Origin of the sequence: Actinomycetospora sp. (assembly GCF_036497585.1) — a bacterium.
Lineage (GTDB): Bacteria > Actinomycetota > Actinomycetes > Mycobacteriales > Pseudonocardiaceae > Actinomycetospora.
Map to the genome: position 1 here is coordinate 1 of NZ_DASXJD010000046.1, position 13,586 is coordinate 13,586.

The window sequence follows — 13,586 nt, forward strand, 5'->3', positions numbered from 1 at the left end:
GGGCGCGGTGCGTGCTCCGTCGGGACCCCGTCGGGACGGGCCTGGTCGGGACGGGCCTGGTCGGGACGGGCCTGGTCGGGACGGGGCTGGTCGGCACGGACCTGGTCGGGACGGGCCTGGTCGGCACGGACCTCGTCCGCGGCCTGCTCGGGGCGCCGGACGCGGCCGAGGGGGCGGAACCGCCGACGGCCGGTCGCCGGCTCGCCGCCCTGCTCGGCGGAGCCCTGCCCCGGCGTGGTCGGCGACGGCTCGACGCGCGGGGTCGACACGCCGCCGGCGGCGTGGGCCCGCAGCGCCTCGGACAGCAACCGCTCGTCACTCATCGCGGGCGATCGTAGCGGCGGGCCCGGACGTGACCCCAGGGTCGTGGGGGACAGCGGTGGTCTCACCGCGCTGGGCGGCGCCGAACGGCGCAACACCGACCGCCCGACGTCGCAACGGCCGCCGGTCGGCGATCCGTCAGACGGCGCCGACGATCTTCGAGATCGCGTCGAGCCCCCGGCTCGCGGTGGACTTCACGGTGCCGCGGCTGATCCCGGTAGCCTCCGCGATCTCGGCTTCGGAGAGCCCGCCGTAGTAGCGCAGGACGAGGACCTCGCGCTGGCGGCGGGGCAACTGGCCCAGAGCGGACACCACTGCCTGGTGCTCGGCCGAGAGCATCGCGAGCGACTCGGCCGACCGGGCGTCCGCCGTGTGCGGCGGGGTGTACTCCCGGGCGGTGCGGCGCCGCCGCAGCACCGAGCGCGAGCCGTTGACCACGGCCGTGCGCAGGTAGCCGAGCGCCGCGTTCTCGTCCCGCAGCCGGCCCCAGTGCCGGTGGAGCCCCGTGAAGGCCTCCTGCACGACGTCCTCGGCGGTCGCCGGGTCGTCCACGAGCAGGATCGCGAGGCGCACGAAGCGCATCCGGTGCTCGCGGTAGAGGTCCTCGAGCGTTCGCGGCCCCTCGGGCGGGGCCTCTGCCCCGGTGGCCAGAGGCTCCGGGGCCGCCCAGGGACCGGCGGGCGGGCCGGGCGCCGGGCGGCCGTTGCCGGGGTGACCGGGGGCGGGCCGGCCGGGCGCGGGCCGCGGGCCCGGGGCGCGCGGGTCCGACCGGGGCGCGGGCGGAGCCGCGGCATGGACCACGGAGGCGTCGGCCCCCGTCACGGCATCGAGCGCACGCAGGCTGCCCAGCGTGCGTTCGATCGCGCTCTCCACCGGCTCGACCACGTCTCCGACGATAGACCAGCCCCCCGAGCGCCCCGGGCCGGAGGAGCGTGTGCCCGGCGTCGTGACGCGCGGTGCGGCGGCTGGTCCGGACGGGGACGCCACCGGGTGGTGCGCACGTCGTCCGCCCACGTCACGACGGGGGTGCGAGGCCCCCCGCGGCGGGCATACTGCGCGCGCCGGGCGTGCACCCGCACCCCCACCGGGTTCCGGCGCCCGGCGGGGGCCCGGGAGACGACCGAGACGCCCACACCGCGCCGACCAGGGAGCCACCCCATGCCGATCGCGACCCCCGAGGTCTACAACGAGATGCTCGACCGGGCGAAGGCGAACCGTTTCGCCTACCCGGCGATCAACTGCACCTCGTCGGAGACCATCAACGCCGCGCTGCGCGGGTTCGCCGAGGCCGAGAGCGACGGGATCATCCAGTTCTCCACCGGCGGGTCGGAATTCGCCTCCGGCCAGGCCGTCAAGGACATGGTGACCGGAGCGAGTGCCCTCGCCGAGTTCGCCCACGTGGTGGCCGAGAAGTACTCCGTGAACGTCGCCCTGCACACCGACCACTGCCCGAAGGACAAGCTGGACGACTTCGTCCGGCCGCTGATCGCGATCTCGCAGGAGCGGGTCGACGCCGGGCGGAACCCGCTGTTCCAGTCCCACATGTGGGACGGCTCGGCGGTCGAGCTGCACGAGAACCTCGAGATCGCCCAGGAGCTCCTCGAGAAGGCCGCCAAGGCCCGGATCATCCTGGAGATCGAGATCGGCGTGGTCGGCGGCGAGGAGGACGGCGTCGCCAACGACATCAACGAGAAGCTGTACACCGCCGCCGGCGACTACGAGCACACCGTCGACGCCCTGGGAGCCGGCGAGAAGGGCCGCTACCTGCTCGCCGCGACGTTCGGCAACGTCCACGGCGTCTACAAGCCGGGCAACGTCAAGCTCCGGCCCTCGGTGCTGAAGGAGGGGCAGGAGGTCGCCGCGCGCAAGCTCGGCCTGCCGGAGGGCTCCAAGCCCTTCGACCTGGTCTTCCACGGCGGCTCGGGCTCGCTCCTCGAGGAGATCCACGAGGCGCTGGACTACGGCGTCGTGAAGATGAACGTCGACACCGACACCCAGTACGCCTTCACCCGCCCCATCGCGGGCCACATGTTCTCCCACTACGACGGCGTGCTGAAGATCGACGGCGAGGTCGGCGACAAGAAGTTCTACGACCCGCGTAGCTACCTCAAGGCGGCCGAGGGCGGGATGGCCGAGCGCGTCGTCACCGCCTGCGAGGACCTGCGCTCGACCGGGCAGTCGCTGGGCAAGTAGCCGCCCGCGGATCCGGACGAACGGCACCCTCGCTCTTCTCGGGCGCCGAGCGTGCCGCTCGCTCGATCGTCCCGCCCGGCGGCGCCGACGGCCGGGCGACCCCGGGTGGGACGATCGGGGACATGACCATCCCGACCGGTCCCGGCGCCGGCCACGGCCACAACCTCCTCGGGCCCCAGCCCACGCTGCTGCCCGCCGACCCCGGACCGCAGTCCCGCCTCGAGGCCGGCGAGGAGCCCGCGGCCGTCGCCGCCGACCACCCGACCTCGAGCGCCGCGTGGGCGACCCTCGCGGAGCGGGCGCTGGACGCCGGCCAGACCATCGCGGCCTACGCCTACGCGCGGACCGGGTACCACCGCGGGCTCGACCAGCTGCGTCGTAACGGGTGGAAGGGCTTCGGCCCCGTGCCGGTCGACCACGCGCCCAACCAGGGCTTCCTGCGCTCGGTCGCGGTGCTGGCCCGGGCCGCTGCCACGATCGGGGAGACCGACGAGGCCGACCGGTGCCGCGCGCTGCTCGACGACTGCGACCCGAAGGCCGCCGCCACGCTGGGCGTGGTCTGACGGGGCCGACCGAGTGGCCTCAGGAGGCCTTGCGCAGCGGCTTGTCGACCACCCGCACGGGGCCCGCGCCGACCACCAGCGGTTCGGGGTCGCCGACCGACTGCAGGTGACGCTGCGCAACCGGCGCGGTGGGCGCGGCCTCGAGACGCAGCGGCGGGCGGACGGGGCGGCGGTGGGGCCTCGCGTCGAGCACCCACGTCTCGAGCTTCTCCATGAGCATCGCCGCGATCAACACGATGACGGGGATGAGGACCGCGACCAGCATGAACGGAACGTACCCCGCGTCGCGGGGGTCCGAACCCCCCGTCCTGCGAGGTCGCTCCGATCGGTGCAGCGCGGTTACGACAGGTGTGGCAGCAATCACCTGTCACCCACACGCGAGGCAAACCCGGGGCGACGGCGCTCTCACGCAGGGTCACCCCGCTCGGGTCGCTCACGGGGTCGCGGGCCGGACCAGCGTCCAGTCGGCGGTGTGGCGGTACCAGCTCCGGCGCTCCAGCGGGCGGTCGTCGTCGACCCCGTCGCGGCGCAGCGACGCAGGGCGGCACCCGATGGTGGCCGCCCGTCCCCGGGCCCGGTGCTCGACCCCGGGCCGCAGCCCCGCGAGGCGTCGCGGGCCGGTCACGACCACCGCCACCCCGCCGACGCCCACCGACCCGCCGTCGGGGTCGGGCCGGACCACCAGGCCCGCCGCGTCGCCGCGGAGCACCTCGTGCTCGTCGCAGTAGACGACGCCGTCGAACGCACCGGCCTCGTGTGCGCCGACGACGACGCCGCCCCGGTCGTCACGCACGAGCGGCGCCGGCCCCGCGACGCCGCCGCGGGCCACGTCGAGCGCCGCGCCGGGGTCGGTGGGCAGGCCCCACACCCGGGCGGCCTCGGAGGGCCCCACGGGCAGGAATGCCACCGGGACCCCGAGCCGGTCGGCGCGCAGCAGGCGGACGAGCACGGCGGCGAGGTCGGCGTCGGTGCCCGCGACGACGAGGCGGCCGCCTTCCGCCGACCCGAGGAGCGGGTCGACGTCGGGCTTCCCCGGGCGGGGCGGGACCGCCACCACCCGCGTCGCCGTCGGGTCGAGCGCGGTCGACACCCGCTCGCCCCAGCGGTCATGGGCGGTGTCGCCGCAGGTCAGCACGAGGAAGAGGCCCTCGGTGCGGGACCGCGGTGGCAGATGGGCGGACAACTACGACTACCCTTCGGGTGCACGGGTGGGCCATCGGGTGACGCCGAGCGGGTACGCCGTGCGAGATCGGCTGCACGCGTCGGACCAGGGAGTGTCACATGCCGGCCATCGTCCTCATCGGCGCCCAGTGGGGAGACGAGGGCAAGGGCAAGGCCACCGACATCCTCGGTGGCGAGGTCGACTGGGTCGTCCGCTACCAGGGCGGCAACAACGCCGGGCACACGGTCGTGCTCCCCGACGGCGGGAAGTTCGCGCTGCACCTGATCCCCTCGGGGATCCTGACGCCGGGTGTCACGAACGTGATCGGCAACGGCGTCGTCGTGGACCCCGGGGTGCTCCTCGAGGAGCTGGCCGGCCTCGAAGGCCAGGGCGTGGACACGTCGAAGCTGGTCATCTCCTCCGACGCCCACTTGATCATGCCGTACCACGTCGCGATGGACAAAGTCACCGAGCGGTTCCTCGGCAAGAGCCGCATCGGCACCACCGGACGGGGCATCGGCCCCGCCTACCAGGACAAGGTGGCGCGCGTCGGCGTCCGGGTGCAGGACGTGTTCGACGAGAAGATCCTGCGCCAGAAGGTCGAGGCCGCGCTCGACCTCAAGAACCAGATCCTCGTCAAGGTCTACAACCGCCGGGCGCTCGACCCCGACGAGGTCGCCGACCAGGTGCTCGCCCAGGCCGAGGGCTTCGCCCACCGCATCGCCGACACCCGCCTCGCGCTCAACCAGGCGCTCGAGCGCGGCGAGACGGTGCTGCTCGAGGGGTCCCAGGGGACGCTGCTCGACGTCGACCACGGCACCTATCCGTACGTGACCTCGTCGAACCCGACGGCGGGTGGCGCGTCGGCCGGCTCGGGCATCGGCCCGACCCGCATCGACCGCGTCATCGGGATCCTCAAGGCGTACACCACCCGCGTCGGGTCCGGGCCCTTCCCGACCGAGCTGTTCGACGACGACGGCGAGTACCTGCGCAAGCAGGGCGGCGAGTTCGGGGTGACCACCGGGCGCAGCCGGCGCTGCGGCTGGTTCGACGCCGTGATCGCCCGCTACGCGACCCGCGTCAACGGCCTCACCGACATCTTCCTCACCAAGCTCGACGTGCTCTCGAGCCTGCGCGAGGTCCCGATCTGCGTGGCCTACGAGATCGACGGCAAGCGGGTCGAGGACATGCCGATGACGCAGTCCGACCTCCACCACGCGACGCCGGTGTACGAGCGCATGCCGGGCTGGTTCGAGGACCTCTCGGCGTGCCGCTCGTTCGACGACCTGCCGTCCGCCGCGCGGGACTACGTCGAGCGCATCGAGGAGCTCTCGCTCGCGCGGGTGTCGGCGATCGGGGTCGGGCCGGGGCGCGACGAGACCATCACGCGGGCCGGGGCGAGCGGAGCGACGGGGTAGGGGCGCTGTCGTCACCTAGACTGGTGAGGTGGGCGCCTGTGAACACCTCATCGCTACCAAGCACGCTCCCGAGCCCGCCCCGTCGGTCGATCCGGACTCCCGGGGGCTGATCTGCCCGGAGTGCCACGACGCGGGGTACGACGCGTGGGCCCACCTGCGGATGTGCATGACGTGCGGGCACGTCGCGTGCTGCGACTCCAGCCCGCACCGGCACGCCACGGCGCACCACGAGGCCACGGGGCACCCGGTGATGCAGTCGTTCGAGCCTGGCGAGGCGTGGCGGTGGTGCTACGTGGACCGCCGGCTGCTGCCGCTGGTGCTGGCAGAGGACGGCGTCCCCACCGTGCATCGCTAGCCGAATGCCAGGAGCGCGGTGTCGCCGTTGTCGCTGAAGAGCCCCTCGACGCCGAGCTCGCGGTAGCGGGCGTACTCGGCGAGCGCGTCCCCGTAGGTCGACCGGGGTGCTTCCCGGGCCCCGCGGCGCAGCGCCGGCGGGAGGAACTCGTTCTCGTTGCGAAACGTGTACGGCATCGTCTTGAGGCCCGCCGCACGGGCGTCGGTCAGCAGCGAGGTGGGCTCGCCGTCCGGCCCGATCACCCGCTCCTTCGTCGGCCCGATCCACTCCGCGTAGCCCGCGATCTCCCGCAGCCCCGTCGGCGTGACGAGGTCGTCGAACGTCCGGGGATCACCGGCGGCCACGAGGTCGGCGGGCGCGACGCCGGGCCCGTCGATCAGCTGCAGCAGCGGGCAGCCGACCTGGTGGCGCAGGTCGGCGAGGGTGGTCTCGAAGGACTGGATGATCACGTGGGGGTCGTCGTCGAGACCCCGGCGGCGCAGGGTGGCGACCAGCGCCGGCTCGACGGGCAGACCGATCGAGGAGAAGTACGTCGAGTGCTTGACCTCGGGCAGGATGCCCAGGCGGCGTCCCCGCTCGCGGGAGAGGTCGTCGAGCAGGTCGAGGACCTCGTCGAGGGACAGGACCGCGTCGCGCCCGTCGTAGAGCGTGTTGTGGGGCCGGGTCGCCGGGATGCGCTCGACCGCCCGCAGGGTCTTGAGCTCGGCCAGGGTGAGGTCGACGGTGAACCAGCCCTCGACCGTCCGGGAGTCGATCACCCGGGTGGTCCGGCGCGACGCGAACTCGGGACGCGTCGCGACGTCGGTGGTCCCACCGATCTCGGGCTCGTGCCGCGCGACGAGGTGGCCGTCGCGGGTGGGGCAGAGGTCGACGTCGACCGCGTCCACCCCGAAGCGCGCCGCCAGCGAGTATGAGCCGACGGTGTGCTCCGGGCGGTACCCCGGCGTCCCGCGGTGCCCGACGATGGTCACGGCGCGCGTCGTGGCCTCCATGCGCCCGATCGTCTCCCGCCGGGTAGCCGGTCGTGCGTCCGGGTGGCGGACCCGGGGTGAACAGTCGGGGGCGCTCGGCCCCGTCCGGCGTCGGGGCCGCCCACCGGGGCCCCGTAGGGTCGGCGGCCGTGCGCGTCCTGGTCGTCGGGTCCGGAGCCCGCGAACACGCCCTCCTGCTCGCCCTCGCGGCCGACCCGGCCGTCACCGCGCTCGCGGCGGCCCCGGGCAACGCCGGCACCGCGGGGCTCGCCGAGCACCCCGGTCTGGCGGACCCGACGTCGGGATCCGCCGTCGTCGACCTGGCGCGACGCTGGCGCGCGGACCTCGTCGTCGTCGGACCCGAGGCGCCGCTAGTCGCCGGGGTCGGCGACGCGCTGCACGAGGCCGGCATCCCCTGCTTCGGCCCGACGGCGGCCGCGGCCCGCATCGAGGGCTCCAAGGCGTTCGCGAAGGACGTGATGGCGGCCGCGGGCGTGCCGACGGCGGCGTCGGAGGTGGTCGACACCCCCGCCCGGCTGGACGCGGTGCTGGAGAAGTTCGGTGCGCCGTGGGTGGTCAAGGACGACGGGCTGGCCGCCGGCAAGGGCGTGCTGGTGACCTCCGAGTACGACGACGCCCGGGCCCACGCGATGTCGTTGCTCGAGGCGGGGCACCCGGTGCTGTTCGAGTCGTTCCTCGACGGTCCCGAGGTGTCCCTGTTCTGCTGCGTCGACGGGACGGACGTCGTCCCGTTGCTGCCCGCGCAGGACGCCAAGCGGCTCGGCGACGGCGACGCCGGGCCGAACACCGGTGGCATGGGCGCCTACGCCCCGCTGCCATGGGCGCCGCCGTCGCTGGTCGACGACGTCGTGGAGCGGATCGTGCGGCCGGTGGCGGCCGAGATGGCGCGGCGGGGGACGCCGTTCTCGGGCCTGCTCTACGCCGGGCTCGCGCTCACCTCGTCGGGGCCCCAGGTGGTGGAGTTCAACGCCCGCTTCGGCGACCCCGAGACGCAGGCGGTGCTGGCGCTGCTGCGCTCGTCGCTGTCCTCGGTGCTGCTCGCGACGGCGACCGGCCGGCTCGGCGACGAGCCCGCCCCGAGCTGGGCGGACGGGTACGCGGTGACCGTCGTCCTCGCCGCCGAGGGCTACCCCGGCGCGGTGCGCACCGGCGAGGTGATCACCGGCGCCGACGCCTCGGGGGTGCTGCACGCGGGCACGCGGCGGCGCGACGACGGGGCGGTGGTGTCGTCGGGCGGGCGCGTCCTGTCCGTGGTCGGCACCGGCGCGACGCTGGCCGAGGCCCGGGCCGACGCCTACGCGCGGGTCGACGCGGTCCACCTCCCCGGCAGCCACGCCCGGACCGACATCGCGCGGGCCGCGACCGAGGGCCGGATCGCGGTTCCGGGGTGAGGGGCCCGTCAGCGACGGACCTTCGCTGACACCTGACGTCAGGATGGGCCGTTCCTCACATGGGCCCGGAGTCGAGTTGTCGCGAACCGCCACCGGCCGCCGCCCACCGACCTACCCTCGCCGCCATGCCCGACGTCGTCTACGGCTCCGCCGCCATCGAGCAGGCCCGCGTCGCCGCGGCGGCCCAGGCCCGCCGCATCCCGGCGCTCGCGGACGTGCTCGGGGCGGGCGTGGACGACCTCGGCGTGGACGGGCTCACCTCCGGGGGCGCGCTCGTCGGTGCCCTGGCGGACCTGCGCGCCGCGCTGGAGGGCGAGCTGACCGCGGGCGGTGCGCGGATGGACGAGGTCGACCGGGCGCTCGACGCCACTTTGCGCGCCATGGAGGGCGCCGACTCCGACGGCGCGTCCGGGGTGCGCGCCGTGACGAGGGGGGCGAGCGGGCTCTCGTCGTCACAGCGCTCCTCGTCCCCGGGGCTGGGCGCGCTGGCCGCGCTGCGGTGAGGTCTCGGTGGCGGGATGGGGGTACGACGTCGTGGGCGCGCTCGAGGCCACGCCGGGCACCGAGGAGCTGCTCGCGATCACGCACCGCGTGGACCGGGTCGACGCCGCCGCCGTGACCGGTCTCGGCCGCCGTCTCTCGACGCTGGCCGACGGGATGGACGACGCGATGCGCGCCGTCGGGGGCGGCGGCGACGGCGTCGGGCGGGCCTGGCAGGGACCGGGCGCCGACGCCTTCACCCGCTACACCGCGGACTTCGCCCACGCCGGCGCCGCCACCGGTGACGCCGCCCGCGCCGCCCAGCGCGAGCTCACCGGCCTCGGGCACACGCTGGCGTCGCTGCGCGACGAGGTGGCGGGCCACGTCTCGGACGCCCTCGACGCGGCGCACTCCCGAGCGGGTGTGACCGGGGCGCCGAGCGCCGACGAGGTGCGCGCCGTGGTCGCCGGCCCCACGGCCCGCGCGCAGGCCGCGCTGGTCCGCGGGGAGTCCGAGGTCGCGGCCTGCGCGCGGCGACTGCGGGCGCTCACCGAGAGGATGACCGGCTGGTCGCGGTTGCGCTCGCCCGACTCCGGGGTGTCGGGTGCCTCGGGAGCCTCCTCCCGGTGGGCCGACCGCAGGCAGGCGGCCGCCGACAAGCCCGTCCAGGCCGCCCGCATCGTCGGTGGCGACGACCGCGGGTCTGGTGGCGACGGCGGGTCTGGTGGCGACGGCGGGTCGGGCGAGGCCTCGTCGCCGGGACCCGGCGGTGGACCGCCGGGGAAGGTCGGCGACTGGATCCGCCAGGCCATCGCGATCCTCGCCGAGCACGGGGTGCCCGTGGACAAGATGGACCCCGACGACATCGCGACGATCATCGACCACGAGTCCGGGGGCGACCCGGACGCGACCAACGGGTGGGACTCCAATGCCGCGAAGGGCACGCCCTCGGTCGGTCTGATGCAGACGATCGGCCCGACCTTCGGGGCCCACAAGCTCCCCGGGCACGGCGACATCCACGATCCGGTCGACAACATCATCGCCGGCGTCCGGTACGCCATCGCGCGCTACGGCTCGGTGTCGAAGGTCCCCGGGATCCAGGCGCTCGCCCACGGCCACGGCTACGTCGGCTACTGATCACCGAGAGCGCCGGGCCCGCTGTGTCAGGGTGGACCGCGTGACGATCGCCCGGCCGACGAGGACCCCCGCCACCCGCGCCCAGGTGCCGCCCTTCCACGTCATGGACGTGTGGGCCGCGGCCGCCGAGCGGCAGCGCACCCACGGCGACCTGGTCAACCTCTCCGCCGGCCAGCCCTCCACCCCGGCACCGATCGACGTCCGCGATGCCGCCGCCACCGCGCTCGCCGAGCAGATCCTCGGCTACTCCGGCTCGCTCGGCGTCCCCGAGCTCCGCGCCGCGATCGCTGCGCACCACCGCCGTCGCTACGGCGACGAGACCGTGACCGCCGACGACGTCGTCGTCACCACCGGGGGCTCGGGCGGGTTCCTGCTGAGCTTCCTCGCGGCGTTCGACGCCGGCGACACCGTCGTCCTCGCCCGTCCCGGCTACCCCTGCTACCGGAACATCCTCGCGAGCCTGGGCTGCCGCGTCGTCGAGCTCCCGACGGGTCCCGAGACCCGCTTCCAGCCGACGGTCGCGATGCTCGACGAGCTCGACGAGGCTCCGGCCGGCCTCATCGTCGCGAGCCCGGCGAACCCCACGGGCACCGTCATCGACCCCACCGAGCTGGCGGCGCTCGCGCGCTGGTGCGACGAGCACGGCACCCAGCTGGTCAGCGACGAGATCTACCACGGTATCGAGTACGACGCGGGGCCCCGCAGCGACACCGCCTGGAACACCAGCCACGACGCCGTCGTCGTCACCTCGTTCTCGAAGTACTGGTCGATGACCGGCTGGCGCCTGGGCTGGCTGCTCGTCCCCGAGCGGCTGCGACGGGCCGTCGACGTCATCTCCGGGAACTTCACCGTCTGCGCCCCGGTCCCCGCCCAGATGGCCGCCCTCGCCGCGTTCACCGACGCCTCGTACGCGGAGGCCGACTCCCACGTCGAGCGCTACGCGGTCAACCGGGCGCTGCTGCTCGAGGGCCTGCCGCAGATCGGGCTCACCCGCCTCGCCCCGGCCGACGGCGCGTTCTACGTCTACGCCGACGTCGGGCACCACACCGACGACACCCTGGCGTTCGGGAAGCGCATCCTCGCCGAGACGGGGGTCGCGGTCGCGCCCGGCATCGACTTCGACCCGATCGACGGCCACACCTGGATCCGGCTCTCCTTCGCCGGGGCCACCGACGACGTCCGCGAGGCCCTGGTCCGCCTGGGCCGCTGGCTGCCCCAGGTGCGCTGACGCGCAGGTGAGCAGTAATCCGCCCTATGACACGGATTACTGCTCGCAGGCGCGAAGCGCACCTATTCGCTCCAGCGCGGCCTCGACGTCGTCGCGCGAGACGTCCCGGTGGGTCACGAACCGCACCCCGGGGCCGAACGGCACGGCCCGGACCCCGACCTTCTCGAGCCCCGCGACGACCGGCGCCGGGTCCGACGTCGTCACCAGCACGATGTTGGTCTCGGGCGTCGACACCGGCCAGCCGCGCGCGGCCAGCCCGTCGGCGAGCAGGCGGGCGTGCTCGTGGTCGGCGGCGAGGTCAGCGATCCCGTCGAGCGCGAGCAGGCCCGCCGCGCCCAGCACCCCGCCCTGGCGGATGCCACCGCCCAGCATCTTGCGCAGCCGCCACGCACGCTCCACGAACGCCGCGGAGCCGGCCACCACCGAGCCCACCGGCGCCCCGAGGCCCTTCGAGAGGCACACGCTGACGGTGTCGACGCCCTCCGCGAGCTCCGCCGGGGACACCCCGAGCGCCACCGCGGCGTGCCAGAGGCGGGCTCCGTCGAGGTGCACCGCCAGCCCGGCGTCCCGGGCGGCCGCGACGAGGGCCCGGTGCTCGTCCAGCGGGGTCACCGCGCCCCCCGCGGAGTTGTGGGTGTTCTCCAGGCACAGCAGACGGGTGCGCAGCCCGAAGTACGGGCCCGGTGTCCCGGCCGCCGCGGTGACACCCTCCGGCGTCGGACGACCCGGTCCCGCGGCGTGCGGCAGCGGCGCCGGCACGCCCCCGGCGAGCCAGGCAGCCGTCCCGAGCTCGGCCTCCAGCACGTGCGCCCCCGCGGGCGCGAGGAAGCGGTCACCTCGCTGCAGGTGGTCCATGACCGCGATGGCGTTGGCCATACAGCCGGTCGGGGTCCACAACGCCGCCTCGACCCCGAGCAGGTCGGCGACGCGGCGCTGCAGGGCGTCGAGCGTGGGGTCGCCGTCGAGGACGTCGTCGCCGACGTCGGCGGTGGCCATCGCCTCCCGCATCGCGGTGGTCGGCCGGGTGACGGTGTCGGAGCGCAGGTCAACGGGGGTCAGGGTGCTCACGGAGACCCATCCTCACCCGTATCCTCGGCACACGTGATCCCCAACGTCCTCGCCGCGCGCTACGCCTCGCCCGCCCTGCGCGACCTGTGGTCGCCGGAGCGCAAGGTCGTCGCCGAGCGCGAGCTGTGGCTGGCGGTGCTCACCGCCCAGCGCGACCTGGGGATCGACGTCCCCGACGGCGTCCTCGACGACTACCGGCGCGTGCTGCACACCGTCGACCTCGACTCGATCGCTGCCCGCGAGCGGCGCACGCGTCACGACGTCAAGGCCCGCATCGAGGAGTTCGACGACCTCGCGGGCCACCAGCACGTGCACAAGGGCATGACGAGCCGCGACCTCACCGAGAATGTCGAGCAGTTGCAGATCCGGGACTCGCTGCGCCTCGTCGCGGACAAGACCATCGCCGTGCTCGCCCGCCTCGCGCGCCTCGCGACCGAGCACACCGGGACCGTGATGGCCGGGCGCTCCCACAACGTCGCCGCCCAGGCGACCACGCTGGGCAAGCGCTTCGCCTCCGCGGCCGACGAGACCCTCGTCGCCCACCGCCGCGTCACCGAGCTGATCGAGCGCTACCCGCTGCGTGGGATCAAGGGCCCGGTGGGCACCGCGCAGGACATGCTCTCGCTGCTCGACGGCGACGCGGCCAAGCTCGCCGACCTCGAACGGCGGGTCGCGGCGCACCTCGGATTCTCCGAGGTGCTCACCAGCGTCGGGCAGGTCTACCCCCGCTCGCTCGATCACGACGTGCTGTCCGCCCTGGTGCAGCTCGCGGCCGGCCCGTCGTCGTTGGCGACCACGATCCGGCTCATGGCCGGCCAGGAGCTCGTCACCGAGGGCTTCCAGGCGGGCCAGGTGGGGTCGTCGGCGATGCCGCACAAGATGAACACCCGGTCCTGCGAGCGGGTCAACGGCCTCGCCGTGGTGCTGCGCGGCAACGCCTCGATGGTCGCCGAGCTCGCCGGTGGGCAGTGGAACGAGGGCGACGTCTCCGACTCCGTCGTGCGCCGCGTCGCCCTGCCCGACGCGTTCTTCGCGATCGACGGGCTCCTCGAGACGTTCCTGACGGTGCTCGACGAGTTCGGCGCCTACCCCGCGGTGATCGCCCGCGAGCTCGACCGCTACCTGCCCTTCCTGGCGACGACGGCCGTGCTCATGGCCGCCGTCCGGGCCGGGGTGGGCCGGGAGACCGCCCACGAGATCGTCGCCGAGCACGCCCGCGCGGTGGCCCTGGACATGCGGGAGAAGGGGATCGAGGGCAACGACCTGCTGGCCCGGCTC

General features: G+C 74.7%; 15 protein-coding genes. 9 read left to right on the plus strand and 6 right to left on the minus strand.

Features of this window, described 5'->3' with window-relative positions:
* Both VGH76_RS04395 and VGH76_RS04400 read right to left on the minus strand, forming a co-directional pair.
* On the minus strand, positions 1-323 hold a 323-nt coding region (locus tag VGH76_RS04395; protein WP_414637666.1), incomplete at its 3' end, for a hypothetical protein.
* Positions 324-459: 136 nt separating this feature from the next.
* Entirely contained in the window at positions 460-1,206 is a 747-nt protein-coding gene (locus VGH76_RS04400; protein WP_331555396.1) for a SigE family RNA polymerase sigma factor, read from the minus strand.
* A gap of 273 nt (positions 1,207-1,479) precedes the next feature.
* Here VGH76_RS04400 and fbaA point away from each other — a divergent pair, with 273 nt between their 5' ends.
* Positions 1,480-2,514 (plus strand): class II fructose-bisphosphate aldolase, encoded by a 1,035-nt coding sequence (gene fbaA / locus VGH76_RS04405; protein WP_331555397.1) that lies wholly within the window; start codon positions 1,480-1,482, stop codon positions 2,512-2,514.
* 122 nt (positions 2,515-2,636) lie between these two features.
* Positions 2,637-3,077: a DUF3151 domain-containing protein gene (locus VGH76_RS04410; protein WP_331555398.1), complete on the plus strand. Its 441-nt coding sequence runs from the start codon at positions 2,637-2,639 to the stop codon at positions 3,075-3,077.
* A gap of 19 nt (positions 3,078-3,096) precedes the next feature.
* Here VGH76_RS04410 and VGH76_RS04415 read toward each other — a convergent pair whose 3' ends face one another.
* The gene (locus VGH76_RS04415) at positions 3,097-3,342 is read right to left on the minus strand and encodes a hypothetical protein (protein ID WP_331555399.1); all 246 of its coding nucleotides are present in this window, start codon (positions 3,340-3,342) and stop codon (positions 3,097-3,099) included.
* A gap of 168 nt (positions 3,343-3,510) precedes the next feature.
* Positions 3,511-4,260 carry a hypothetical protein gene (locus VGH76_RS04420; protein ID WP_331555400.1) on the minus strand — a complete coding sequence of 250 codons (750 nt, stop codon included), beginning with the start codon at positions 4,258-4,260 and terminating at the stop codon, positions 3,511-3,513.
* Positions 4,261-4,358: 98 nt separating this feature from the next.
* Here VGH76_RS04420 and VGH76_RS04425 point away from each other — a divergent pair, with 98 nt between their 5' ends.
* On the plus strand, positions 4,359-5,657 hold the full coding sequence (locus tag VGH76_RS04425; protein ID WP_331555401.1) for an adenylosuccinate synthase: 1,299 nt from the start codon (positions 4,359-4,361) through the stop codon (positions 5,655-5,657).
* Between the two features lie 28 nt (positions 5,658-5,685).
* Complete coding sequence (locus tag VGH76_RS04430; RefSeq protein ID WP_331555402.1) at positions 5,686-6,012, plus strand: UBP-type zinc finger domain-containing protein; 327 nt, start codon at positions 5,686-5,688, stop codon at positions 6,010-6,012.
* Here VGH76_RS04430 and VGH76_RS04435 read toward each other — a convergent pair.
* Positions 6,009-7,004, minus strand: coding sequence for a glycerophosphodiester phosphodiesterase family protein (locus VGH76_RS04435; protein ID WP_331555403.1), 996 nt, complete (start codon positions 7,002-7,004; stop codon positions 6,009-6,011). The genes VGH76_RS04430 and VGH76_RS04435 overlap by 4 nt on opposite strands.
* Positions 7,005-7,132: 128 nt before the next feature.
* On the opposite strand from VGH76_RS04435, the gene purD reads away from it, so the two are divergent.
* From purD to VGH76_RS04455, 4 genes are all read left to right on the plus strand, one after another.
* Positions 7,133-8,395, plus strand: a complete 1,263-nt coding sequence (gene purD, locus VGH76_RS04440) for a phosphoribosylamine--glycine ligase (protein WP_331555404.1) — start codon at positions 7,133-7,135, stop codon at positions 8,393-8,395.
* A gap of 125 nt (positions 8,396-8,520) precedes the next feature.
* Positions 8,521-8,898, plus strand: a complete 378-nt coding sequence (locus VGH76_RS04445) for a hypothetical protein (RefSeq protein ID WP_331555405.1) — start codon at positions 8,521-8,523, stop codon at positions 8,896-8,898.
* A gap of 7 nt (positions 8,899-8,905) precedes the next feature.
* A complete protein-coding gene (locus tag VGH76_RS04450) occupies positions 8,906-10,012 on the plus strand; it encodes a transglycosylase SLT domain-containing protein (protein ID WP_331555406.1) in 1,107 nt (368 codons plus the stop codon).
* A gap of 103 nt (positions 10,013-10,115) precedes the next feature.
* Positions 10,116-11,240, plus strand: coding sequence for a pyridoxal phosphate-dependent aminotransferase (locus tag VGH76_RS04455; protein ID WP_331555409.1), 1,125 nt, complete (start codon positions 10,116-10,118; stop codon positions 11,238-11,240).
* 36 nt (positions 11,241-11,276) lie between these two features.
* On the opposite strand, the gene VGH76_RS04460 is transcribed toward VGH76_RS04455, so the two are convergent.
* Positions 11,277-12,248: a threonine aldolase family protein gene (locus tag VGH76_RS04460; RefSeq protein ID WP_414637667.1), complete on the minus strand. Its 972-nt coding sequence runs from the start codon at positions 12,246-12,248 to the stop codon at positions 11,277-11,279.
* Positions 12,249-12,341: 93 nt separating this feature from the next.
* Between VGH76_RS04460 and purB the strand changes: the two genes are divergently transcribed.
* Positions 12,342-13,586, plus strand: a 1,245-nt coding sequence (gene purB / locus VGH76_RS04465) for an adenylosuccinate lyase (RefSeq protein WP_331555408.1), incomplete at its 3' end; no start/stop codon positions are given.

Bases quoted from the DNA above. Each gene is read 5' to 3' on its own strand.
- VGH76_RS04460 (WP_414637667.1), bottom strand. From the start codon at position 12,248: ATGCGGGAGGCGATGGCCACCGCCGACGTCGGCGACGACGTCCTCGAC.
- VGH76_RS04410 (WP_331555398.1), top strand. From the start codon at position 2,637: ATGACCATCCCGACCGGTCCCGGCGCCGGCCACGGCCACAACCTCCTC.
- fbaA (WP_331555397.1), top strand. From the start codon at position 1,480: ATGCCGATCGCGACCCCCGAGGTCTACAACGAGATGCTCGACCGGGCG.
- VGH76_RS04415 (WP_331555399.1), bottom strand. From the start codon at position 3,342: ATGCTGGTCGCGGTCCTCATCCCCGTCATCGTGTTGATCGCGGCGATG.
- VGH76_RS04455 (WP_331555409.1), top strand. From the start codon at position 10,116: ATGGACGTGTGGGCCGCGGCCGCCGAGCGGCAGCGCACCCACGGCGAC.
- VGH76_RS04435 (WP_331555403.1), bottom strand. From the start codon at position 7,004: ATGGAGGCCACGACGCGCGCCGTGACCATCGTCGGGCACCGCGGGACG.
- VGH76_RS04445 (WP_331555405.1), top strand. From the start codon at position 8,521: ATGCCCGACGTCGTCTACGGCTCCGCCGCCATCGAGCAGGCCCGCGTC.
- VGH76_RS04425 (WP_331555401.1), top strand. From the start codon at position 4,359: ATGCCGGCCATCGTCCTCATCGGCGCCCAGTGGGGAGACGAGGGCAAG.